Origin of the sequence: Streptomyces sp. NPDC051576, from assembly GCF_040681835.1 — a bacterium.
Classification (GTDB): Bacteria; Actinomycetota; Actinomycetes; order Streptomycetales; family Streptomycetaceae; genus Streptomyces.
In genome coordinates this window covers 183,247-205,962 of sequence record NZ_JBFAZO010000015.1, presented here as the reverse complement: position 1 = coordinate 205,962, position 22,716 = coordinate 183,247, and the positions used below count along the sequence as shown (strand labels likewise).

At 71.0% G+C, this 22,716-nt stretch carries 22 protein-coding genes; 17 read left to right on the top strand and 5 right to left on the bottom strand.

The window, feature by feature from the left end; translation table 11 throughout:
• The first annotated feature begins 33 nt into the window (after positions 1-33).
• From AB0M63_RS39715 to AB0M63_RS39660, 12 genes are all read left to right on the top strand, one after another.
• Entirely contained in the window at positions 34-1,302 is a 1,269-nt protein-coding gene (locus AB0M63_RS39715; protein WP_355913646.1) for an MFS transporter, read from the top strand.
• The gene (locus AB0M63_RS39710) at positions 1,299-2,435 is read left to right on the top strand and encodes an acyltransferase (RefSeq protein ID WP_355913649.1); all 1,137 of its coding nucleotides are present in this window, start codon (positions 1,299-1,301) and stop codon (positions 2,433-2,435) included. Before AB0M63_RS39715 ends, AB0M63_RS39710 begins: the two co-directional genes overlap by 4 nt.
• A 19-nt stretch (positions 2,436-2,454) precedes the next feature.
• A complete protein-coding gene (locus AB0M63_RS39705; protein WP_366022798.1) occupies positions 2,455-3,150 on the top strand; it encodes an SDR family NAD(P)-dependent oxidoreductase in 696 nt (231 codons plus the stop codon).
• Positions 3,151-3,208: 58 nt separating this feature from the next.
• Complete coding sequence (locus AB0M63_RS39700; protein WP_355913655.1) at positions 3,209-3,535, top strand: TcmI family type II polyketide cyclase; 327 nt, start codon at positions 3,209-3,211, stop codon at positions 3,533-3,535.
• 84 nt (positions 3,536-3,619) lie between these two features.
• Positions 3,620-4,888: a beta-ketoacyl-[acyl-carrier-protein] synthase family protein gene (locus AB0M63_RS39695; RefSeq protein ID WP_366022797.1), complete on the top strand. Its 1,269-nt coding sequence runs from the start codon at positions 3,620-3,622 to the stop codon at positions 4,886-4,888.
• Entirely contained in the window at positions 4,885-6,147 is a 1,263-nt protein-coding gene (locus tag AB0M63_RS39690; RefSeq protein WP_366022796.1) for a ketosynthase chain-length factor, read from the top strand. Before AB0M63_RS39695 ends, AB0M63_RS39690 begins: the two co-directional genes overlap by 4 nt.
• 79 nt (positions 6,148-6,226) lie before the next feature.
• On the top strand, positions 6,227-6,502 hold the full coding sequence (locus AB0M63_RS39685) for an acyl carrier protein (RefSeq protein ID WP_355913662.1): 276 nt from the start codon (positions 6,227-6,229) through the stop codon (positions 6,500-6,502).
• Between the two features lie 76 nt (positions 6,503-6,578).
• On the top strand, positions 6,579-7,364 hold the full coding sequence (locus AB0M63_RS39680) for an SDR family NAD(P)-dependent oxidoreductase (protein ID WP_366022795.1): 786 nt from the start codon (positions 6,579-6,581) through the stop codon (positions 7,362-7,364).
• 26 nt (positions 7,365-7,390) lie between these two features.
• Positions 7,391-8,377: an ACP S-malonyltransferase gene (fabD, locus tag AB0M63_RS39675; protein WP_366022794.1), complete on the top strand. Its 987-nt coding sequence runs from the start codon at positions 7,391-7,393 to the stop codon at positions 8,375-8,377.
• The gene (locus AB0M63_RS39670) at positions 8,374-9,360 is read left to right on the top strand and encodes an acyltransferase domain-containing protein (RefSeq protein WP_355913670.1); all 987 of its coding nucleotides are present in this window, start codon (positions 8,374-8,376) and stop codon (positions 9,358-9,360) included. The genes fabD and AB0M63_RS39670 overlap by 4 nt, the downstream gene beginning before the upstream one ends.
• A 39-nt stretch (positions 9,361-9,399) precedes the next feature.
• Positions 9,400-10,443 carry a methyltransferase gene (locus tag AB0M63_RS39665; protein ID WP_366022793.1) on the top strand — a complete coding sequence of 348 codons (1,044 nt, stop codon included), beginning with the start codon at positions 9,400-9,402 and terminating at the stop codon, positions 10,441-10,443.
• 55 nt (positions 10,444-10,498) lie between these two features.
• Positions 10,499-11,581, top strand: a complete 1,083-nt coding sequence (locus AB0M63_RS39660; protein ID WP_355913675.1) for a MarR family winged helix-turn-helix transcriptional regulator — start codon at positions 10,499-10,501, stop codon at positions 11,579-11,581.
• Positions 11,582-11,665: 84 nt separating this feature from the next.
• Here the strand turns inward: AB0M63_RS39660 and AB0M63_RS39655 are convergent, their stop codons facing one another.
• Genes AB0M63_RS39655 through AB0M63_RS39645 form a run of 3 tightly spaced genes read right to left on the bottom strand, consistent with a single transcriptional unit; the run spans position 11,666 to position 14,528 of the window.
• Positions 11,666-12,691, bottom strand: a complete 1,026-nt coding sequence (locus AB0M63_RS39655) for a phosphotransferase family protein (protein ID WP_366022792.1) — start codon at positions 12,689-12,691, stop codon at positions 11,666-11,668.
• Positions 12,688-14,202 carry a fatty acid--CoA ligase family protein gene (locus AB0M63_RS39650; RefSeq protein WP_366022791.1) on the bottom strand — a complete coding sequence of 505 codons (1,515 nt, stop codon included), beginning with the start codon at positions 14,200-14,202 and terminating at the stop codon, positions 12,688-12,690. Before AB0M63_RS39650 ends, AB0M63_RS39655 begins: the two co-directional genes overlap by 4 nt.
• 17 nt (positions 14,203-14,219) lie before the next feature.
• On the bottom strand, positions 14,220-14,528 hold the full coding sequence (locus AB0M63_RS39645) for a hypothetical protein (RefSeq protein WP_355913684.1): 309 nt from the start codon (positions 14,526-14,528) through the stop codon (positions 14,220-14,222).
• 116 nt (positions 14,529-14,644) lie between these two features.
• Between AB0M63_RS39645 and AB0M63_RS39640 the strand changes: the two genes are divergently transcribed.
• Positions 14,645-15,418, top strand: coding sequence for an enoyl-CoA hydratase/isomerase family protein (locus AB0M63_RS39640; protein WP_366022790.1), 774 nt, complete (start codon positions 14,645-14,647; stop codon positions 15,416-15,418).
• Between the two features lie 63 nt (positions 15,419-15,481).
• Positions 15,482-16,486: an LLM class flavin-dependent oxidoreductase gene (locus AB0M63_RS39635; protein ID WP_355913690.1), complete on the top strand. Its 1,005-nt coding sequence runs from the start codon at positions 15,482-15,484 to the stop codon at positions 16,484-16,486.
• 77 nt (positions 16,487-16,563) lie between these two features.
• On the opposite strand, the gene AB0M63_RS39630 is transcribed toward AB0M63_RS39635, so the two are convergent.
• The gene (locus AB0M63_RS39630; protein WP_355913693.1) at positions 16,564-17,823 is read right to left on the bottom strand and encodes an amidohydrolase family protein; all 1,260 of its coding nucleotides are present in this window, start codon (positions 17,821-17,823) and stop codon (positions 16,564-16,566) included.
• A 188-nt stretch (positions 17,824-18,011) separates the two neighbouring features.
• Here AB0M63_RS39630 and AB0M63_RS39625 point away from each other — a divergent pair, with 188 nt between their 5' ends.
• Complete coding sequence (locus AB0M63_RS39625; protein ID WP_366022789.1) at positions 18,012-19,490, top strand: aldehyde dehydrogenase family protein; 1,479 nt, start codon at positions 18,012-18,014, stop codon at positions 19,488-19,490.
• Positions 19,491-19,517: 27 nt separating this feature from the next.
• Here the strand turns inward: AB0M63_RS39625 and AB0M63_RS39620 are convergent, their stop codons facing one another.
• Positions 19,518-20,690, bottom strand: coding sequence for a thiolase family protein (locus AB0M63_RS39620; RefSeq protein WP_366022788.1), 1,173 nt, complete (start codon positions 20,688-20,690; stop codon positions 19,518-19,520).
• Between the two features lie 97 nt (positions 20,691-20,787).
• On the opposite strand from AB0M63_RS39620, the gene AB0M63_RS39615 reads away from it, so the two are divergent.
• The gene (locus AB0M63_RS39615; protein WP_366022787.1) at positions 20,788-21,912 is read left to right on the top strand and encodes an acyl-CoA dehydrogenase family protein; all 1,125 of its coding nucleotides are present in this window, start codon (positions 20,788-20,790) and stop codon (positions 21,910-21,912) included.
• A 24-nt stretch (positions 21,913-21,936) separates the two neighbouring features.
• Positions 21,937-22,701 carry an SDR family oxidoreductase gene (locus AB0M63_RS39610; RefSeq protein ID WP_355913705.1) on the top strand — a complete coding sequence of 255 codons (765 nt, stop codon included), beginning with the start codon at positions 21,937-21,939 and terminating at the stop codon, positions 22,699-22,701.
• Positions 22,702-22,716: the final 15 nt, after the last annotated feature.

Here is a 22,716-nt window from a genome sequence, read left to right as displayed (position 1 = left end):
AGCTCCGACGACCTCCGGCAGGTGCCGTCTCCCATGTCCTCGTCCTCACCAACGCCCGGCGGACCGACAGCCGGCCGGCTCCCGGAGCGGGAGCGGGCCCTGCTCATGGTGATCTCGGGCAATCTGCTCGTGGACGCCCTCGAAATGTTCGTCGTCCTCATCGCGCTGCCCTCGATCGGCCGTGATCTGGGGCTGGCGTCCCCGTCGATGTGGTGGATCCTCGCCGGGTTCCCGGCGGGCTTCGCCGCCCTGCTCCCGTTCAGCACACGGGTGGCCGCCCGCTACGGCCGCCGCAGGGTCTACCTCGTCGCCATGGCCGGTTTCGCGGGCGCTTCGCTGGCGGCCGGTGTGGCGCACACCGGCCCGTCGCTCATCGCCACTCAGATCGTCAAGGGCTGCTGTGCCGCGCTGACCACGCCGACCGGGCTGGCCATCCTCACCACCGCCTGGCCGGACGAGGGTGCCCGCAAACGGGCGCTGGCCGTCTACTCCGGCTTCGGAGCCGCCGGATCCAGCAGCGGCCTGCTCCTCTCCGGGGCACTGACCGAGATCAGTTGGCGCTGGACGCTGCTCTTCCCCGTTCCCCTGGTCCTGCTGCTGCTCCAGCAGGCGCTCCGGGTGCTGCCGCCCGACCCCGTCGGCCGCGGGACCCCGGACCGCCCGGTCCCGAGGGCGGTGCTGCGGAACGGCCCGCTGCTCCGCTCGGCGCTCGTCGCGATGAGTCTCAACGGCTCCTTCCTCGGGCTTCTGCTGCTGGTCGACACCCGGTTCCAACTCCAGAGCGGCTGGAGCCCCTGGCGGACCGCGCTGCTGTGCCTGCCCGCCTGCCTGCCCCTCGCGCTGTGCACCCTGCTCGGCCTGAACCTCTCCCGGATCCCGCCGCGCCGACGCATCCTGCTCGGTGCCCTCGCGGCTCTCGCCGGACAGGTTCTCCATCTGATCCTTCCCGTCCCCTTCGCGGTGCGGGTGCCGCTCGCGACGCTGCTCGTAGGCATCGCGTTCGTGGCGGCCTTCGCCGCGCTGAACGAGCAGGCGTTCTCCACGATCCCGCCGGTCGACCGGCCGAAGGCGGCCCCACTGTTCCAGACAGCGGTGCAGCTCAGCAGCGTGGCCATGATCATCGCGGTGGCACCCCTGCTCGCGGGCGGTTCCGGTCCGCGCCGCACAGCCCTGCTGACGACCTCCGTCGCGGCGGCCGGCGCGGCGATCGCCCTGCTGGGCCCGGTAGCCGGTCGCGCCCCGTCCCCCGCCCCTTCCCGCGCCGCTCGTCTCCCCGAGCCGTCATCCAAGGACGTCCCATGACTCAGGCACCACCGGGCCCGCTCCGGCTTCCGACGCTCACCACCCTCCGGTTCGGCGCCGCGTTCGCCGTGTTCGTCAGTCACGCCGCCTTCTTCGGCGGAGTAGCCGCCGGCATCGATCTGTCCCGGCTGTACCCGCTCGGCGGGGTCGGTGTCTCCTTCTTCTTCGTCCTCAGCGGCTTCGTACTGACCCACTCCGCCCGGGACGGCGACACCGCACCGGCCTTCTGGGGACGTCGGTTCTTCAAGATCTTCCCGAACCATGTGGTGGTGTGGACGGCGATCATCCTGCTGATCCATCTCGCCGGGCTGACCCGTGTCCCGCCGACGGCGAAGATCAGCACACTGAACGACGTCTCCAATCTGCTGCTGGTGGAGACCCTGTTCCCCAAGGCCCCCACCGGCGCCGGCAACGGCGTCGCCTGGTCGCTGACCTGCGAGCTCGTCTTCTACCTGCTCTTCCCCGTACTGCTGCCCATGATCCGCCGCATCCCAGCCCGGCGGCTGACCGCGGCGGCGGTACTCGGCCTGGTCGTGGTCTGGTCGGTGCCACTGGTCTCCCTGGCCTTCGCCGGACCTCCGGCAGGGGGACCACTGGGGGCCGAGATGTCCGTGGACCAACTGGTGTTCACGTACTTCTGGCCGCTGGTCCGGCTCCCCGAGTTCGTCCTCGGCATCCTCCTCGCCCGCATCCACCACGAGGGCCCCCGGCGGCTGCCCGGCCTGCCGACCGCGTTTCTGCTCTTCGTCGTATCGCTCCTGGCCGCGCCTCTCCTGCCCCCGCCGTTCCGGCTCACCGCCGTCACCGCCCTCCCGCTCGCCCTGCTGATCCTGGCCGGGGCAGCCCATGACACGCGGGGCCGGAAGTCACCGCTCAACTCGCGGACCGGAGTGTTCCTGGGCGACATCTCCTACGCCTTCTACCTGATCCACTTCACCGCGCTGGTGGCCGTCTTCCAGATCGCCGACGGCCGACTGCCCGCAGCCGCGGTCGCCATCGCCCTCGCCATCGCCCTGGGCGCCGCCCGGCTGCTCTACACCACCGTCGAACTCCCGGTGATGCAGAGGCACTTGGCGCGCGCCCGGCAGCGCCGGACGAGGGGCCGACTCACTCCAGAACACACGACTCCGTGAACCGGAAGGGGAAAGAACAATGACCGTCACTCTGGTGACCGGCGCCAATCGCGGCATCGGGCTGGAAACAGCGCGGCAACTCGTCCAGCGCGGGCACACCGTCTACCTCGGAGCCCGGGACGCCGGCCGGGGGACAGCGGCGGCACACAGCGTCGGGGCACGTCCGCTGCTGCTGGACGTCACCGACGACAAGTCCGTCGCCGAGGCCGCCGCGCAGGTCCGCGACGAGGTGGGACACCTCAACGTCCTCGTCAACAACGCCGGCGTCGGGGGCGCGGACAAGGAGGCGGCACACGTCACCGAGGCCGACCTCCGGACGGTGTACGACACCAACGTCTTCGGCGTGGTCCGCGTCATCCACGCCTTCCTTCCGCTGCTCCAGGCGGCCTGCGCACCCCGTGTCGTCAACGTCAGCAGCGGGCTCGGCTCGTTCGGTATCACGCACGACGCCAGTCGTTTCGAATCCGGTGTCGTGAACGTGGCCTACAACTCCTCCAAGTCCGCCCTGAACATGATCACCACGCAGTACGCCAAGGCACTGCCGACACTGCGGATCAACGCCGTCGACCCCGGCTTCACCGCCACCGAGATGAACGGCCACCGCGGTACGCAGACCGTGCGGGAAGGCGCGACCGCCGTCGTCCGGCTGGCCTGCGCGGACGCGGACAGCCCGACCGGCGGGTACTTCTCCGCGGCCGGCCCACTGCCCTGGTGACCCGCCCCGCCGCACCCCGCTCCACTCGTACCAGCACTCCCGGTGAAGGGACCACCCCATGCACACCACTCTCATCGTCGCCCGGATGGAGTCCGAGTCCGCCGCCGAGGTCGGGCGCCTGTTCCAGGACTTCGACGCCACCGACATGCCCGCCCTGATGGGCACACGACGCCGCCAGCTCTTCACCTACAAGGGCCTGTACTTCCACCTCCAGGACTTCGACGACGAAAGCGGCCGCGCACGCGTCGAGGAGTACAAGACGCACCCCTCCTTCGTCCGGATCAGCGCCGACCTCCGGAAGTTCATCGACCCCTACGACCCGCAGTGGAAGACCCCGTCGGACGCCATGGCCGGCCGCTTCTACCACTGGACCGACCGTCCCTGACACCACGGCCGCGCGCGCTCCGCGCCCGTCGGCCGTCCCATCGGACGAACTCCCATTCCTGATCCCCTTTCACAGGAGGAACCCGTGAAACGCAGGGTCGTCATCACCGGCATAGGCGTCGTGGCGCCTGGCGGCATCGGCAGCAAGAACTTCTGGGACCTCATCAGCAACGGACGTACCGCGACCCGGGTGTTGTCGCTGTTCGATCCCGCGCCCTACCGGTCCCGGGTGGCCGCGGAGGTCGACTTCGAGCCCTCGGAACACGGACTGAGCGCGCAGCGGATCCGCCGGACGGACCGTGCCGCGCAGTTCGCCCTCGTGTCGACGCGGGAGGCCGTGGACGACAGCGGGCTCGACCTCGACTCGGTCGACCGGCACCGGATCGGTGTGAGCATCGGCAGCGCGGTGGGCGCGACGATCAGTCTGGAGAACGAGTACCGCGTCGTCAGCGACGACGGCCGGCTGCACCTCGTCGACCACGGCTACACCTCACCCCACCTCTACCGGCACTTCGTCCCCAGTTCGTTCGCCACCGAAGTGGCGTGGGAGGTGGGCGCCGAGGGGCCGGCGACCGTGGTGTCCACCGGCTGCACCTCCGGTATCGACGCCGTCGGGTACGCGGCGGAGCTGATCCGCGAGGGCTCCGCGGACATCATGATCACCGGAGCGACGGACGCCCCCATCTCGCCGATCACCGTGGCCTGCTTCGACGCCATCAAGGCCACCACGGTCCACAACGACGACCCCGAGCACGCCTCGCGCCCCTTCGACGGCACCCGCAACGGCTTCGCCCTCGGCGAGGGGTCGGCGGGCTTCGTCCTTGAGGAGTTGGAGAGCGCCAGGCGCCGCGGAGCACACATCTACGCCGAGATCGCCGGCTACGCCACCCGGTGCAACGGCTACCACATGACCGGGCTGCGGTCGGACGGCGTGGAGATGGCCGACGCGATCACGGCGGCCCTGGACGAGGCCCGGCTGAACCCCTCGGACCTCGACTACGTCAACGCCCACGGCTCGGGCACCAAGCAGAACGACCGGCACGAGACGGCGGCCTTCAAACGCAGTCTCGGGCCGGCCGCGTACGAGACGCCGATCAGTTCCATCAAGTCGATGGTCGGTCACTCCCTCGGCGCCATCGGGTCCATCGAGATCGCCGCTTCGGCACTGGCCATGGACAACCACGTGGTACCGCCGACCGCCAATCTGCACCGGCCAGACCCCGAACTGGACCTGGACTACGTTCCGGTGACCGCCCGCGACTGGCGCACGGACGCCGTGCTGACCACGGGCAGCGGCTTCGGGGGCTTCCAGAGCGCGATGGTGCTGGCTCGCCCGGACCGGGAGGCGGCATGAACACCCTGACCACAGGAGCGGCGCCCACCACGGACCGTTCGACGGAGCGCATGGTGGTCACCGGTATCGGCATCGTCGCCCCCAACGGTCTGGGAACCGACGCCTACTGGGACGCGACCCTGCGCGGCCACAGCGGGATCGGCCCCGTCCGGCGGTTCGAGGCCGACGGCTACCCGGCGAAGCTCGCCGGGGAAGTGCCCGGCTTCGACGCCGCGGAGCATCTGCCGGGGCGGCTGATCCCGCAGACCGACCACATGACCCGGCTGGCCCTGGTCGCCGCCGACCAGGCGTTCCAGGACGCCGAGGTGGACCCGTCCGCGCTCCCCGACTTCTCGTGCGGAGTGGTCACCGCAAGCACCGCGGGCGGCTACGAGTTCGGCCAGCGGGAGCTCCAGCAGTTGTGGAGCAGGGGCCGCCAGTACGTGAGTGCCTATCAGTCGTACGCATGGTTCTACGCGGTGAACACCGGCCAGATCTCGATCCGGCACGGAATGCGCGGCCCCAGTGGTGTGGTCGTCAGCGATCAGGCGGGCGGACTCGACGCCATCGCGCAGGCACGCCGGCATCTGCGCCGGGGCAGCGGACTCCTGCTCACCGGCGGCGTCGACGGATCGCTGTGCCCCTGGGGTTGGGTGGCCCACCTCTCCAGCGGGCGACTGAGCACCAGTGACGATCCGGACCGTGCCTACCGGCCCTTCGACGCGGCGGCGTCCGGACATGTCCCCGGCGAAGGCGGTGCCCTGCTGGTGGTGGAGTCGGAGGTGTCGGCCCGCGGCCGAGGAGTGGACCGCGTCCATGGCGAAATCGCCGGGTACGGCTCCACTCTCGACCCCGCCCCGGGCACGGGCCGTCCACCTGGCCTGCGCCGGGCCATCGAGCTGGCGCTGGCCGACGCCGGCACCGCGCCCGCCGACATCGGCGTGGTGTTCGCCGACGCGGCCGGCGTACCGGAACTCGACCGCGTCGAGGCCGACGCCATCACCGGCGTGTTCGGCCCGCGGGCCGTGCCGGTCACCGCGCCCAAGACGCTCACCGGACGGCTCGGCGCGGGTGCCGCCTCGCTCGACGTGGCCACCGCGCTGCTCGCACTGCGCGACGGCATCCTTCCGCCGACGGCCAACGTCACGCCCGACCCCGGGTACCGCCTCGACCTGGTCGTGGGCGAACCCCGGCACACCTCGGCGACCGCGGCGCTCGTCCTGGCCCGCGGCCACGGCGGCTTCAACTCCGCCGTCGTCGTCCGGGCGGGCGGGCTCTGACCGGGCGTTGGCCGCCCCCCGGCCTGTCAAGGGCCTCCGATGTGCCCCTCCCCCTCTCCCGAGAAAAGGACAGAACCCGATGAGTGACAGGCAGTTCGACATCGACGACCTCAAGCGCATTCTCCTGGAGGGCGCGGGCACCGACGACGCCGCGATGCTTCAGGGCGACATCCTCGACGTCTCCTTCGACGACCTCGGCTACGACTCGCTGGCACGCCTGGAGACGGGTCTGCGCATCGACCGCGAGTTCGGTGTGGAGCTGGACGACGCCGTACTGACCGACTCCGAGACACCTCGGCAGCTCGTGACCGCTGTCAACGAGCACCTCGCCGCCGCCGGAGCCGACGCCGCGTGACCCCGCCGCCTCTCGCCCGCCGGGTCCACCGCCACGGGCCCGGCGCCACCCCTCCCCCGCTTCAGCTGGAGACCCCATGTCCAACTCCGCCCGCCCCGTAGCCCTCGTGACCGGCGCCACCAGCGGGATAGGTCTCGCCGTGAGCCGGAAACTGGCCGGCGAGGGGCACAGCGTGTTCCTCTGCGCCCGTACCGAGACCGATGTCGCCTCCACCGTCGAGGAACTCCGTGAGGAGGGCCTGGACGTGGCCGGAACCGTGTGCGACGTCCGCTCCGCGGAATCCGTCGAGGCCTGCGTCGCCGCCGCCGTCGAACGCTACGGCTCGATCGACGTCCTCGTGAACAACGCCGGCCGGGGCGGCGGCGGAGTCACCGCCGACCTCACCGACGAGCTCTGGCACGAGATGGTCGCCACCAACCTGACCAGTGTCTTCCTCGTCACGCGCGCTGTGCTGAACACCGGCGGCATGCGCGACAAGAAGCGTGGACGCATCATCAGCGTCGCCTCCACGGCCGGCAAACAGGGCGTCGTCCTCGCCGCGCCCTACTCGGCCACCAAGCACGGCGTGGTCGGCTTCACCAAGGCCCTCGGCAACGAGCTGGCCTCCACCGGGATCACCGTCAACGCCGTCTGCCCGGGCTACGTCGAGACTCCTATGGCACAAGGCGTGCGGGAGCGGTACGCGGCGGCCTGGCAGACGACCGAGGAGGCCGTGCTGGAGAAGTTCAACGCCAAGATCCCGCTGGGCCGGTACTCGACCCCCGAGGAAGTGGCGGGCCTCGTCGGCTATCTGGTCACGGACAGCGCCGCGTCCATCACCTCCCAGGCTCTCAACGTGTGCGGCGGGCTCGGCAACTTCTGACCCGCCGCTCGGAAAGGAGTCACCGCATGGGCACGACCGCGTTCGTCTTCCCCGGACAGGGCTCCCAACGCGTGGGCATGGGGCAGGACCTGCTGGCCCACTGGCCCGAGCTGTACGACCTCTACTACGGACCGGCCGACGACATCCTCGGCATCGACCTCGCCGGCCTCTGCCGGGAGGGCCCGATCGAAGCCCTGAGCCACATGCCGGTCACCCAGCCGGCGGTCCTCCTCACCAGCGTCGCCGCACTCCATGTACTGCGGGAGCACGGGGTGGCGCCGGACGTGGCCGCCGGCCACAGCCTCGGCGAGTTCGCGGCGCTCGTCTGCGCGGGCGTCCTGGACTTCCCCGACGCGCTACGACTGGTACGGCTGCGCGGTGAACTGATGGCCAGGGTCAACGAACGCGTCCCCGGCCGGATGGCGGCGGTGGTCGGCCTGGACCTCGCCACCATGGAGGCGCTGTGCGACCGGGCCGCCGCGGAGGCCGGCGAGGTCGTGGAGATCGCCAACCACAACGACCCGCTCCAGGTCGTGGTCTCCGGCCAGCTCGACGGGATGGACCGGCTGGTCCGGCTGGTCGGCGAGGCGGGCGCGGACCGGGTGGTCGTGCTGCCCATCACCGGCCCGGCCCACAGCAGTCTCATGGGCGGGATCACCGAGGACTTCGCGGCGGCGCTCGCCGCCACTGAGTTCCGCGACCCCGTCGTCCCCGTCGTCTCCAGCACCACCGCGCGGCCGGTCCGTAACGCCTCGGACGCCCGGCACGCCCTGCGGGAACAGCTCACGGGCCGTGTGCGGTGGACGGAGACCGTGGCGGCGCTGACCAGGGCCGGGGTCGGCCGGGTGGTGGAGGTCGGTCCCGGCCGGGTGCTGACCGGGCTGTGCTCCCGTACGGCACCGGGCCTGGAGACCTATCGCAGCAACGACGCGAGCCAGCTCAAGCGCGCCGCGGCAGCCTGTGCCTACGGCACTCGGCCACGGCCGTCCGAAACCGAGGTATCCCAGACATGACCGAACCACGTGTGGTGCTGCTCTTCCCCGGCCAGGGCTCGCAGTTCCCCGGGATGGGCACCGAACTCTACGGAAAGGAGGAGGAGTTCACCACTGCCATAGATGAACTCTTCGCCGCGATGGGCGACTTGGGAGGTCGGCTCCGCACGGACTGGCTGACCGACCCCGCCCTGCCGATCGATGACGGCCCGAGGTCGCAGCCGCTGCTGTTCGCCGTCGACTACGCGATCGGCCGGGCGCTGCGCGCCCGAGGTCTGTTACCGGACGTACTGGTCGGACACAGCATCGGTGAGCTGGCGGCGGCCGCCCTGGCCGGCGTCTTCGACCTGGGCGCGGCGGCGCGGATCCTGGTGGGCCGAGCCCGCGCGCTGCGCTCCAGCCCGCCGGGCGGCCTCCTCGCGGTGGCAGCCCCTCGGCACGCCGCCGTCGCCTGTGTGGACTCCGCGTGGGAGTCCGCCGGGGTGGTGGTGGGCGCCGTCAACGGCCCGTCCCAGACCGTCCTGGCCGGCCCCGAACCGGAACTGAGCCTGGCCGAGGGCACCATCAGGGCGGCGGGCCTTGCCGCCCGCAGGGTCCGCGCCACCGAACCATTCCACTCTCCTGTGCTGCGCCCGACCGCCCTGGAGTGGGCGCGAACGGTGGCCGCGGAGGAGCTCCGGCCGCCCCGCGTGTCCGTGTGGTCGACGCGCACCGGACGGCCGGTGACGCCGCAACAGGCCACGACCCCGGACTTCTGGGCCTGGCAGCTGGCCGAGCCGGTGTTGTTCTGGCCCACGCTGTCGGACCTGCTGGACGAGGGCGACGTCACGCTGGTCGAGGCGGGCCCGGGCAAGGCCCTGTCGATGCCCGCCCGGAGGCATCCCTCCGTGCGCGAGGGCCGCAGCCGGGTGATCTCGCTACTGCCGTCCTCCGGGCCGAAGACCTGGGCCACCTGGCTGGCCGGCATCGCCGCACTGGGCCTGAGCCCGGTCACCACCGCGTGACACCCCCTGGCACCTTCCGCATCCCTGGAGCAGAAACCCATGACGGACATCGACACACAGGAGACGACGGCACCGGCGGTCTCCGACGCGCTGAGTACCGGCGGACTCTACGAACGCGCTTCTCTGGCCACGCCCATGGCCATCCGGGTGGCCGCCACGCTGGGTATCGCCGATCTTCTGGCGGAGGCCGGCGAGTCGAGCGGTGCCGAGCTGAGCGCGAGGACCGGCACCGATGCCGACGCCCTCGAACGGTTGTTGTGCCACCTGGCCACGGTCGGAGTCGTCCGCCCGGGCGAGACGGGAGGGCATGTCCTGACGTCCCTGGGCAGGGCGCTGTGCGAGGACCATCCCTCGGGGCTGCGCTCACGCCTCGACCTGACCAGTGCCCTCGGGCGCGCCGAACTGGCCTTCGCGCAACTGCTGCACAGTGTGCGCACCGGGTCGGCCGCCTACCCGAAGCAGTTCGGCAAGCCGTTCTGGGACGACCTGGCGACGGACGTACGACGCAGCGCGTCCTTCGACGAGCAGGTCGGCGTCTACGCGGCGAGCAGCGCAGCGGACCTGGCCAAGGCGATCGACTGGGGCGCGTTGGGGCACCTGGTGGACGTGGGCGGCGGCAACGGTGTGACGCTGGCGGCCCTCCTCACCGCTCATCCGGGCCTGCGCGGCACTCTGTTGGACCAGAAGGCAACCGTCGAGTCCGCGCGCTCCGCCCTCGTCCATCAGGACTTCGCCGATCGCGTGGACTTCGTCGCCGGGGACTTCTTCGCACCGTTGCCGGCCGGTGCGGGCGGCTATCTGCTGTCGGCGATCCTGCACGACTGGGACGACGATTCCGCGGTCCGGATCCTCGGGCGCTGTGCCGAGGCGGCCGGGGAGTCGGGGACGGTCTTCGTCGCCGAGTGGATCGGCGCGGACGTCGCGGCTCTGCGCACCGAGCTGGACCTCCGGATGCTCGTCTACTACGGGGCCCGCGAACGAGGCGTGCCCGCACTGACCGCGCTGGCGTCGAAGGCCGGGCTCGACGTCGTCGGAGTACACCCCGCGGGCGCGCTGACAGTCCTGGAACTCAAGGCGGCCTGAGCCCTGTCGCGGGTCCGTCGGATCCCGCATGCCCCCTGTCGAAAGGAAGCGAACCATGCCTGTGCACCCCGCGCCCCTCCCCGTCATCGACCGGCCCGACGCCGCCTCCGCCGACGTCGGACTCGTGCCGGTCGACGGGCCCCGAAGCCAGCAGGAGACGGCGGAGCTGATCGTCGGTCACTGGACGGAGAGCGAGTGGCCGGCCGAACTGCTCTCCCGCAACTGCTACACCAGCACCGACGGGACCTCCGTGCTGACCTACGAACAGTGGTCGACCGAGGAACCGCCGCCGGTGAGCCGCCCCTCGATCGACGGCTACACCGTGCGCCCCTTCCGTCTCCACCAGGTGGTGCGGGGAAGCGGTATCAAGGGGCCGATTCCTGTCCCGCAGTGCTTCCCGGGCGCGTTCTTCACCATGCCCGACCACGAGGCGGCCCGGCGCTGGATCAAGTCGCTGCTCACCGCGGAAGAGGTGCGGGAGGGGGTTGAGCGCGCGTACGACGGTGGGATCGCCGCGAACTTCCACATCAGCCTCGACGGCACGACAGTGCTGATCTTCTCGGAGTGGGAGACGGAACAGCATGCGCTCGACCACATGAGCGACGTGATCCTGCCGATCCTCGGCGACGTCGGCGAGTCCGACGGTGGCGCCCGGTACCGGCACCACCTGAGCCTCCGCCGGGAGTTCACGGACGACGAACTGATCGCCCAGCCCGTGGGCTACTGGACGCTGGCGGCCCGTGAGGTGATCGCCGGGCACATCAACGCGCGCCTGGGCGAACTCGGCGTCGCCCAGCCTCACTGGTGGACCCTCTACCGTCTGGGCGAGGTCGAGGAGGGGCTCACCGGGGAGCGGCTGAACGCGCTCATGCGGCACACCCGGCCCTACGTGGACACCGCGGACACCATCGAACCGGCGGTCGAGGACCTACTGGCCTCGGGACACGTCTCGGTGACGGACGACGAGCGGCTGCGGCTCACGGCGTCGGGCCAGGAACTGCGCGCCCGGCTGCTGGAGCTCTTGCCCCATGTTCGGGACGAGATCCACGAGGGGATCGACGACAAGGACTACTTGACCACGGTGCGGGTTCTGCGCCGGATGATCGGGAACCTGGGCGGCAACGCCGACTTCCACTGACCTTGCGCCGGGCCTGGGGGCGTTCGTCGCATGGTGGCGGTGTCCGCGGCCAGGCTCGCGGCGGATGCCTCGGTCGTGGCCGTACTAGCCGAGCAACTCCCGTGCCTCGTCCAACAGTACGGGCAGCGCGGGCAGCATCCGCTGATGCATGGTGTTCAACTGCCCTGATTTCCGGCCCCGTTTGATCAGCAGCGCGGTCGCCGCCGACTCCTTGTACTTGGTGAGCGCCTCGAACCACGCCAGGTCCCGCAGCGACTCGCCCCTCATCTCCTGGTAGGCGTCGACGAGTTCGGCCTTGGCGGGCATGCCGGTGGGCTCGTCCGAGACGGAGGCCGGGTGGCGGGCCTCGTCGGTGAAGAAGGTCAGCCAGGTCATGTCGACTCGGGGATCGCCGAGGGACCAGATCTCCCAGTCGATGATCGCCGTGACCGAACCGTCCGCGCACAAGGTGTTGCCGAGGCGGTAGTCGCCGTGGGTGAACACCGGTGTCATCGGGGCGGGCACGGTGGCGTGCAGCCGGTCGGCGACCGCCTCGTGACCGGTGCGCAGATCGTCGGGGACGGTGCCGAACGCCCGGGTCCAGCGGTCGATCTCCCCGGCGAGGGTCACCACCGGCTCCGCCGCGAGCGCCGTCCCGGCCGGCGTCACCCGGTGCAGGGCGGCCAGCATCCGGGCGGCGTCCAGGGCACGGCCCCGCACCTCCCCCGGGCTGAGTGTGCCGCGCGGCACCAGCACCGGCTCGACGCACTCCCCCGGCACCAACTCCATGGCCACGAAAGGCTGGACGGCCGGGGGCGCGCCCACATCCGAGAACAGCACCTTCGGCACCCGTACGCCCGGCTGCCCGGCCAGGGCCGACATCAGGCGGCCCTGGCGCAGCACGTCCCGGTTGCGGACCGGGGGCAGGCCGGGCGGGGCCACCTTGAGGACGACGCGTTCGTAGCCGGCGGGGACCCCCGACAGTGTGGCGACGTACGTCAGGCTCGATGTGCCGCCGGTGAGGGGTTCGACGCCGTCGACGGTGGCGCCGGGTGTCCAGCCGGTGACGGCGACTGCCGTACGGTCGGTCAACTCCCTTATGAGTGCCGGGCTGTTGGTGGCGACGCTCATGCCTGCCCCTTCGTCCCGCTGTGGGGTGCGGTCAGTGCCGCCACGATGTCGCGGCGCACCAGCTTGCCGGTCACCGTGCGCGGGAGTTCCGTCCAGTAGGTGATGCGGTCCGGGGTCTTCGAACCACGCAGGGTTCCGCGCACGGCCGCGCGCAGCGCCCCGGCGTCGACCTCCGCGCCGTCACGGGGGACGACGACGGCCTCGACGCGCTGGCCCCACTCCTCGTCGGGGACGCCGACGACGACGGCGTCGAGCACGTCCGGGTGCCGTAGCAGGACATCCTCTATCTCGGCGGGCGCGATGTTCTCCGCGCCCCGGATGATCGTGTCGTCGGACCTGCCCTCGATGTGGAGGTAACCGTCGGCGTCGAGGCGGCCCCGGTCGCGGGTGTGGAAGTAGCCTCGCTCGTCGACGGCGGAGCCCTGCCCGGCGTACTCCCCCGAGACCTGTTCCCCGCGCACCCAGATCTGCCCGGTCTCCCCCGCGCCGAGGGGCTCCCCGGTGATGTCACGGACCTCGATCTCGATACCCGGTACCGGCAGCCCGGCCGAGCCGAGCCGGGCCCGTACCGCCGGGTCGTCGCTGTCGATCGCCGCGCGGTGTTCGGCGGGGCCGAGCACCGAGATGGTGGACGAGGTCTCGGTCAGGCCATAGGCGTTGACGAAGTCCACCTTCGGCCAGACCCGCAGTGCCGTCTCGATCACGCGCACCGGCATCCGGGCGCCGCCGTAGGCGAGGGACCGCATGGAGGGGACGGAGTGGTCCAGCCCCTTGGTGTCCATGATCCGGGCGAGCATCGTCGGCACGACCATCGCGTGGGTGATGCCCTGCTCGCGGACGAGGCCGAGCCAGCCCTCCGGGGTGAACTGGTCGAGGGTGAGGGTGCGTCGCCCGGCGTAGAGGTTCGTCAGCACATTGGAGACAGCGGCTATGTGGTACGGCGGCACACTCATCAGCGCCGCCTCGGTGGGGTCCGCCGCGGCGAACTCCACTGTGCCCAGCACATACGACACCAGGTTGTGGTGGCGCAGGAGCACACCCTTGGGGGTCGAGGTGGTTCCGCTGGTGTAGATCAGTACGGCGGGGGTGTCGGGCGCGGGTACCGGCTCGGTGTCGCCGTCGGTGTGCGCTGCGGCCTCCGCGAGCCAGCCGGCCGGGGTACGGACCGACAGTCCGGCCCGGCGCGGTGCCGCGTCCTGGTCGGGGGCGGCGATGGCCAGTGCCTGCGGGTGGTTCGCGAGGAGGGCGTCGAGTTGTTCGTCGCCCAGGCGGTAGTTGACCGGCACCAGGGGGACGCCGGCGTGGGCCGCGGCGAACTGGGCGACGGCGAAGGCGGGGCCGTTCGTGGCCAGGTACACGACCGCGTCGGCGCCGGCCGCGCGGATCGCGCGCGCCCCGCCGGCCGCCAACTCGCGCAGCCGTACGGGTGTGAGCCCGTCCTGTGCGCGGCCGATCACGACCCGGTCGCCGAAGCCCTCGGCGGCCATGTCCAGGATCATCGACACGTTCATCGGCGTGTGTCCCGCTCTCAGTCGGAGGCCGGGAGCGGCTTGGCGGTCTTCACCGGCAGGGGGACGCCGTTCACCGCGAGGGTGCCCTGCCCCTGCTTCGTGCAGAGGAGTTCGAGGCCTAGGTCCTCGTCGGCGTAGCGCTTGCCGAGCAGTGAACCACCCATCTGGTCCGGGTCGGCGGTGCCGGTGGCGGCCCCCGGCGCGGTCCCCTCGATCATGGCGGCGCCGCCGCAGGTGATGTCCAGCTCGCTGTCAGGACAGCGCACGACGATCACCGCCGTGGTGTCGACCGTACTGGCGAGCATCTGTCCCACTCGTGGCCTCATCGCAGCTTCCTCCGCGGATCTCGTTCCGTTCCGGGCGCCCAAAGACCAGAAAAAAGTATACTACTTACCTCGATCACGTCGAGATGACGAACCGAGTTCACGAACGGAGTCGCCGGGTGGATCTCAAGACCGTCCTGTTCGAGGTGACCGACCACGTCGCCACGATCACGCTGAACCGGCCGCAGGCCATGAACAGCTTCAACCAGCGGATGCTGGACGACTTCTCCACGATCTGGGACCGGGTCAAGACCGACGACGACGTGCACGTCGTGGTGTTGCGCGGCTCGGGCGAGCGCGCGTTCAGCACCGGCATGGACGTCAAGGAGGGCATCGACCGCCACCCCAATGTCTGGTCGCAGACCGACCCCGGCGAGTTCCTCTCGCCGAAGCTGAACCAGGTGTGGAAACCGCTGGTCTGCGCGGTGCACGGGATGGCCGCCGGGGGCGCGTTCTACTGGCTCAACGAGGCCGACATCCTGATCTGTTCGCAGGACGCGACCTTCTTCGATCCGCATGTCAGCTACGGGCTCACCGCCGCGCTCGAACCGATCGGGCTGGCCCGCCGCATTCCGCTCGGCGAGACGCTGCGCATCGCGCTGCTCGGCCTGGACGAGCGGGTGTCGGCCGCTCGCGCCCTGCAGATCGGCCTGGTCAGCGAGGTGCTTCCGGGTGAGCGGCTGTGGGACCGGGCGGACGAGATCGCGCGCATCATCGCGGCCAAACCGCCGGCCGCGATCCAGGGCACCGTGCGCGCGATCTGGGAGTCCCTGGACGCGCCCCGCACCCAGGCCCTGCGCACCGGGCTGTCGTACACCCAGATCGGCAACCCGATCGGAAAGGCGGAGGTGGACCGCTCCGCGGTGCCCCGGGGACAGTGGACACTGCGCTGACACTCCCCTACCCTCCCTAAAACAGTATCCTTTTTTACTAGCTTCTACGGAGGGCTGGCTCTGATGCGATTCGGCATGCCCTGGCCGGGCCCCGAGGTGGCGCGTGAGGCGGAGGAGGCCGGCGCGGGTGCCTTCTGCGCCGGCGAGTTCGTCGACCACGACGCCTACCTCACGCTCGCCGAGATCGTCGCGAACTCCGAGCGGGCCCTGGCGGGGCCCGCCATCGCGTACGCCTTCGCCCGCACCCCGTACGCGCACGCCACCGCGCTGCGCCAACTGCACGCACAGGCACCGGGAAGGCTCTTCCTGGGCCTCGGCAGCGCGGCGTTCCGTATCAACCGCGACTGGCTCGACGTACCCGCCGACCGCCCGGTGGCCCGGATCGCGGAGACCGTCGGCGCCGTCCGCGCCTGGCTGCACGCGGAGAACGGCGAGAAGGTCCACTACTCGGGCGAGTTCCACTCGATCGACGCCGACGTCCGCGCACCCGTGCTCGGCCGGCTCGACATCCCCGTCCTGCTCGCCGCGTTCAACACCCGCATGGCCGCCACGGCGGGCCGGGTCGCCGACGGAGTCATCGGGCACGGGCTGTTCACCGGCACCTGGTGGAACGACGTCGTACGCCCGTCCGTCGAGAGCGGCACCGCCGCCGCGGGCCGCACCGACCCGCCCCTGGAGCACGGTTGGGTCATCACGGCCGTCGACGACAGCGCTCCCGAGCGCGCGGTGGCCGACGCCCGGCGCATGATCGCCTTCTATCTCACGGTGAAGACGTACGACCCGTTCGTCGCCCACCACGGCTGGGAGGGCCCGGTTGCACAGCTCCGCAAGGCATTTCAGGCCGGTGACACCGACGCGATGGCCGCCGCCGTCACCGACGAGATGCTGACCGCTATCGCCGTGTGCGGGACGACAGCCGACGCGAAGGACCTGCTCGCCCGGCGCGCCGGTTCGCTGCCTCGTGACGTCGGCTATTTCGCACCGCCCAGTTTTCTGGTGAGCCGACGGCGCCGGGCCGCGTACGCCCGCGCCGGCCTCGCGCTGATCGGCGAGCTGCCCACGCCGTGAAAGAAAGCGGCGGGCGGCACCCTCGGGCCGCCCGCCGCTCCCCTCGCGTTTCAGTACCCTGAAACGCCGTCCCGTGGTCAGGCCTTTTCAGCGACCGGGGCGAGTTTCCTGCTCTTGTCGAAGCCCACGACGTCGGCCAGGGTGCCACCCAGGATGGCCGCGCGGTCCTCGTCGTTCACGCCCTCGAAGTTCTCCGCGATGCACTCCTCGCTGCTGCGGAACGTGCCCTCGGCGTGCGGGTAGTCATTGCCCCACATGACCGTCGACAGACCGGTGATGTGCCGCGCCTTGACCGCCGTGGGGTCGTCCGCGAACTGCACGTGGATCTGCCGGCGGACGTACTCGGTGGGCTTGAGCGGGTAGGGCCACTTGTCGTTGATCGCGAACAGCCGGCCCATCGAGGGCTGCTCCTTCGCCGGGTGGTTGTCGTCCCAGAAACCGAGCCACCAGTCGGGGTCCTGGCCGGTGCCGGTCTTCCACGCCTTGTCCATGTAGCCCATGAAGGAGACCAGCCAGCCGGCCGTGTACTCGATCAGGTTGAAGTGCAGGTCCGGGAAGCGCTCACAGACACCGCCGCCGACCAGGCTGGCGATGATGCCCTGCGGCCCGGCGACGCCCGCTCCGGCCGCGAAGCCCATGGTGCGGCCCGCGACCATGTCGTCGGTCAGGTTGCCCTTGCCCATGTTCATCGCGGTCATCAGGCCGCGGACGGTCTGCGCGGTCCCGGAGATCTCCTCCTTGACCTTCACTCCGCCGGTGGCCACGTGGATGAAGACCGGCAGCCCGTGCGCCTGGGCGGCGGCCCAGATGGGGTCGTACTCCCGCGCGTAGTAGGGCAGCGGCGGGATCTCGGGCAGCAGGATCGCACCCAGGCCCATGCGTGCGCATCGCTCGATCTCCGCGACCGCGGCGGGGACGTCCGTGATCGGGATCGCGGCTGTGGGGCGCAGCCGCTCCTTGTAGGGGAGGTAGCGCTCGACGAGGTAGTCGTTCCACACGCGCGCGTGGGCCATCGACAGCTCGTGGTCGTCCGTGAACAGAACGAACAGCGACAGGTTGGGGAACATGACCGAGGCGTCGACGCCGTCGTAGTTCATGTCCCGCAGGATGTGCTCCGGCTCGCCGTCCGGGGTCTCCCCGCCGGTCTGGCGGTACTTGGAGATGGTCCAGCCGTCGAAGCCGATGGTGTGGAGCTTCTTGAACTCCGTGTGCCCGCCCGGCACGATCGGCTCGTCGAGGGTGAACTCCTCTTCCCACAGAGCACGATCACGCAGGTGCTTGGGCAGGCGGGTCTTGAACAGATCGACCGGCTCGATGATGTGCGAATCGCCGGACACAACAAATTCTTTGAACACAGGCGGTACCTCTCTTCGAACTCCGTCGTCCGTAGCCAGAAGGCCGACCCCCAGATATCTGCGAAGTTAGCTGTACCGACCGGTCTAGTCAATAAATGGCACCGACTCCTGGTCACCTCCTCTTAATTCAGTACACTCAACTCGGACCAACAGTGATGAGGAGACGGCACATGACGACGACGTACTCGTTCTCTCCGGGTCTCTACATCGACGGACGGCACACCGACGGCACGTCGGACGCGCGGATCGTCGTACGCAATCCGGCGACGGAGGAGACGGTCGCCGAGGTACCCGACGCGTCGCTCACCGATGTGCGGCGGGCGGTCGAGGCGGCACGGCGGGCCTTCGACGAGGGGCCGTGGCCGCGGATGCGGCCCGCCGAGCGGGGCGCGGTGCTGCTGCGGATGGCGGAGGAGCTGGAGCGGCGGCTGCCGGAGCTGGTCGCCGTCAACATGGCCGAGGCGGGGTCGGTGCGCGCGCTGGCGGAGAGTCTGCAGACCCGGGTGCCGGTGGCGCATCTGCGGGACATGGCCGAGCGGGTGATGCCGGCCTTCGCTTGGGAGCGCCCGATGGATCCGACGATCGCGCCGGGCATCGGTGTCTTCCAAGGGGTGCTGCGCCGTGAGGCGTTCGGGGTGTGCGCGCTGATCTCGGCGTACAACTTCCCCTTCTTCCTCAGCATGATGAAGGTGATCCCGGCGCTCGCCGCGGGCTGCACCGTCGTGCTGAAGCCGGCGCCCCAGACCCCTCTCGACTCGCTACTGCTGGGCGACTTCGCCGACGCGGCCGGGCTGCCGCCGGGGGTGCTGAACATCGTGACCGGCGATGTCGAGGCCGGCCGGGAGCTGACCACCCACCCGATGGTGGACTTCGTCAGCTTCACCGGGTCGGACTCGGTGGGCCGCACGGTCTACGCCCAGGCCGCGGGCTCCATGAAGAAGGCCGTGCTGGAGCTCGGCGGCAAGTCGGCCAACATCGTGCGCGCCGACGGCGATCTCGACGGGGCGGTCCGGTCCTCGCTTGTGGGCATGACCACCCATGCGGGACAAGGCTGTTCGCTGCTGACCCGCACGCTCGTGCACGAGTCCGTCCACGACGAGTTCGTCGCCCGGCTCACCACCGCCCTGGCCGGGGTCAGGGTCGGCGACCCCGCCGACGCGGACACCACGATGGGCCCGCTGATCAGCGCGGCCCAGCGGGACAAGGTCGAGAAGCTGATCCGGGTCGGCGAGGAGGAGGGCGCCCGGATCGTCTGCGGCGGCAAGCGCCCGGCCGGTCTCGACCGGGGCTACTTCATGGAGCCGACGCTCTTCACGGGCGTGGACAACACGATGGCCATCGCCCGGAGCGAGTTCTTCGGGCCGGTCGGTGTCGTCATCCCGTTCCGCACCGACGAGGAGGCGGTCCGTATGGCCAACGACAGCCCGTACGGTCTGAGCGGCGCCGTCTGGAGCGCCGACACGGCGGCCGCGTACGAGATGGCGACCCGGCTGCGGACCGGCGGTGTCACGATCAACGGCGGCAGCGCCGGGGTCAGCCCGCGGTCCGCCTTCGGCGGGTACAAGCAGAGCGGACTCGGCCGGGAATGGGGCGAGTTCGGGCTCGACGAGTATCTCCAGACGAAGACGGTGAGCTGGGCGGCCCGCTGACCGGTGGACCGCCCGGCACACCGCGCGTCAGAGGGTCAGCACCATCGCCGACCCCATGCCACCGCCCGCGCACATGGCCGCGACCGCCGTGCCTCCCCCACGGCGGCGCAGTTCGTGTGCGAGCGTGACGATCATGCGGGCGCCGGTGGTCGCGATCGGGTGGCCGAGGCTGCACCCGCTGCCGAAGGGGTTGACCCGCTCGGGGTCGAGGCCCAGTTCGCGGGTGGTGGCGACGGCGACCGCGGCGAAGGCCTCGTTGACCTCGAACAGGTCGACGTCCTCGATCCGCAGTCCGGCCCGGTCAAGTGCCTTGCGGATGGCGGCGATCGGGGCCAGTCCGGTCTCCACGGGATCGACGCCGACGCTCGCCCACGACCGTACGGTGGCGAGCGGGGTGAGCCCGTGGGCGGCGGCGATCTCGGCGGAGGCGACGACGACCGCGGCCGAACCGTCGTTCACCCCACTGGAGTTGCCCGCGGTGATGGAGTAGCCCTCGATCTCCGGGCGCAGCACCTTCAGTGCCGCGAGCTTCTCGATGCTGGTGTCGCGGCGCGGGTGCTCGTCGGTGTCGAACGTCGACTTCGTCCCGTCACGGCCGACGACCTCGACCGGCACGACCTCGTCGACGAACCGTCCCTCGTCGATCGCCCGTACGGCGCGCTGGTGCGAGCGCAGCGCCCAACTGTCCATCTCCTGACGGGAGATGCCGGTCAGCCGGGCCGTGTTCCAGCCGACGAGCGTCGCCATGTCGTTGTGGGGCGCCTCGCGAGTCGACACGTGCGAGGGCGAGGACCAGGGGTCCTGCCACTCGTCGGTGCCCGGGATCCGGCGCCGGGCCACGGGGGCGGTCGACGTGGACTGCGTGCCCCCGGCGACGACCGCGCGCTCCATTCCGGCGCGGACGCCCGCCGCGGCGGTCGCCACGCTCGCGAGTCCCGAGGCACAGTGCCGGTTGTGGGCGAGGCCCGGCACATGGGTCAGCCCCGCTTCGAGGGCCGCGTAGCGGGCGATGTCCCCGCCCCCGGCCAGGGTCTCGCCGAGGACGACGTCGTCGATCAGGTCGAGGGGCAGCCCGGAGCGTCGTACCGCTTCGCGTACGACGACGGTGGCGAGGTCGAAGGCGCCGGTGTCACGCAGCGATCCCTTCCGAGCGGTACCGATCGCGGTGCGGCAGGCGGCGAGCAGAACGGCATCAGTCATGTAATTGATGATACTCAACTAGGTCGTGACGGCGATAGAACACCCAGAATCACCGCCGGATCTCGACCGATCCCATAAAAGAGGATACCTTCTTCCTGTGAACTTCGAGCTGAGCGAGGAGCAGGCCATGCTCCGCGAGGCCTCGCGCGACCTGCTGTCCGACCGGGCCCCGATCACCGTCGTACGAGCGTCGATGGACCGCTCCGAGGACGTCGATCCCGAACTCTGGCGCCTGACGTCCGACCTCGGCTGGCCGGGTCTGGCCCTGCCCGAGGAGTACGGCGGCTCCGGCCAGGGCCTGGTCGAACTCGCCCTGGTCGCCGAGGAGATCGGACGCGCACTCGGCCGGGGCCCCTTCCTGCCGACGGCACTCGTCGGCCGGGCGATCGCCCACGGCGGTTCCGAGCGGCTGCGCGCCGAGGTACTGCCGGCGCTCGCCGCCGGGGACGGCTGGGCCACCTGGGCCTTCGCCGAACCGCACGCGCCGTGGACCCTGGACGGGATCCACGCCACCGCACGCACCGACCGGGACGCGGTCGTCCTGGACGGGGTCAAGACCCTGGTGCAGGACGCCGGCGGCGCACGCCATCTGCTGGTCACCGCACGCCACGACGGTGAACCGGCGTCCTTCCTCGTCGACCGCGCGGCTCCTGGAGTCAGCGTCCGGCGCCAACGCGTTCTGGATCCGACCCGCGCGTTCCACGAGGTCCGCCTGGCCGCCGTACGCGTCCCGCTCGACGCACGGCTCGACGGCGGGCCGGCCGGCATCCAGGCGCTGCTCGACGAGGCGTCCGTCCTGCGGTGCGCGGACGCGCTCGGCGTGATGGACCGGATGCTGGAGCTGACCGTCGAACACACCAAGACCCGGGTGCAGTTCGGGCGGCCGATCGGCGGTTTCCAGGCCGTCAAGCACGCCTGCGCCGACATGGCGCTCCTTGTGCACGGCACCCGTGCCGCCACGTACTACGCGGCGATGGCCGCCGACGCGGGCGCCGACGACACCGCCCGGGCAGCCTGCGCCGCCGCCTCCTACGCCACGGCCGGTACCGGTGAAGTCGCCGCGCGCGCACTGCAGTTGCACGGCGGCATCGGCTTCACCTGGGAGCACGACCTCCACCTCCACCTGCGCCGGGCCCGCGCCGACCGGGTGCTGTACGGGGACACGGCCGTCCACCGCGACCGGCTGTGCACCCTCCTTCAGCGGTCGGCCGCGTCCGCCTGACCGCAAGCGAAAGGGAATCGATCGATGGAGATCAAGGGCAAGAAGGCCGTCGTGTTCGGCGGCGCCTCCGGAATGGGCCGTGCCAGTGCGGAGTTGCTCGCCGCACGCGGCGCCGAAGTCGTCGTACTCGACCGTCCGGCATCGGCCGGCGCGGAGGTCGCCGCGGCGCTGGGCGGGCGTTTCCAGCCGGTCGACGTCACCGACTTCGAGGCGACGGAAAGTGCGCTGGCCGCCGCCGTGGAGTCGCTGGGCGGGCTGCATGTCTCGATCACGACTGCCGGTGGCGGCAAGGCGCAGCGGACGCTCGGCCGGACCGGGCCGCACGACCTCGACACCTTCCGCCGCGTCCTCGACCTCAACGCCGTCGCGACCTTCAACATCAGCCGGCTCGCCGCCGCGCACATGAGCCGCAACGAGCCCGATGACCCCGACGGCGAACGCGGGGTCGTCATCAACACCTCGTCGATCGCCGCCTTCGAGGGCCAGGTCGGCCAGGTCGCCTACGGGGCCGCCAAGGCCGCCATCGCCGGCATGTGTCTCACCATGGCGCGCGATCTCGGCTCGCTCGGCATCCGGGTGCTGGCCATCGCGCCCAGCCTGTTCGACACGGGCGCCGTCGAGAAGATCCCGGACGACGTGCGGGCGGAACTGGTCAAGGACGCGGCGTTCCCCAAACGCCTGGGCCGCCCCGAGGAGTACGCCAAACTCGCGCTCGCCATCGTCGACAACCCGATGCTCAACGGCCAGTGCCTGCGGCTCGACGCGGGACAGCGGTTCGGCCCCAAGTGACGGGCGCCGGGCGCC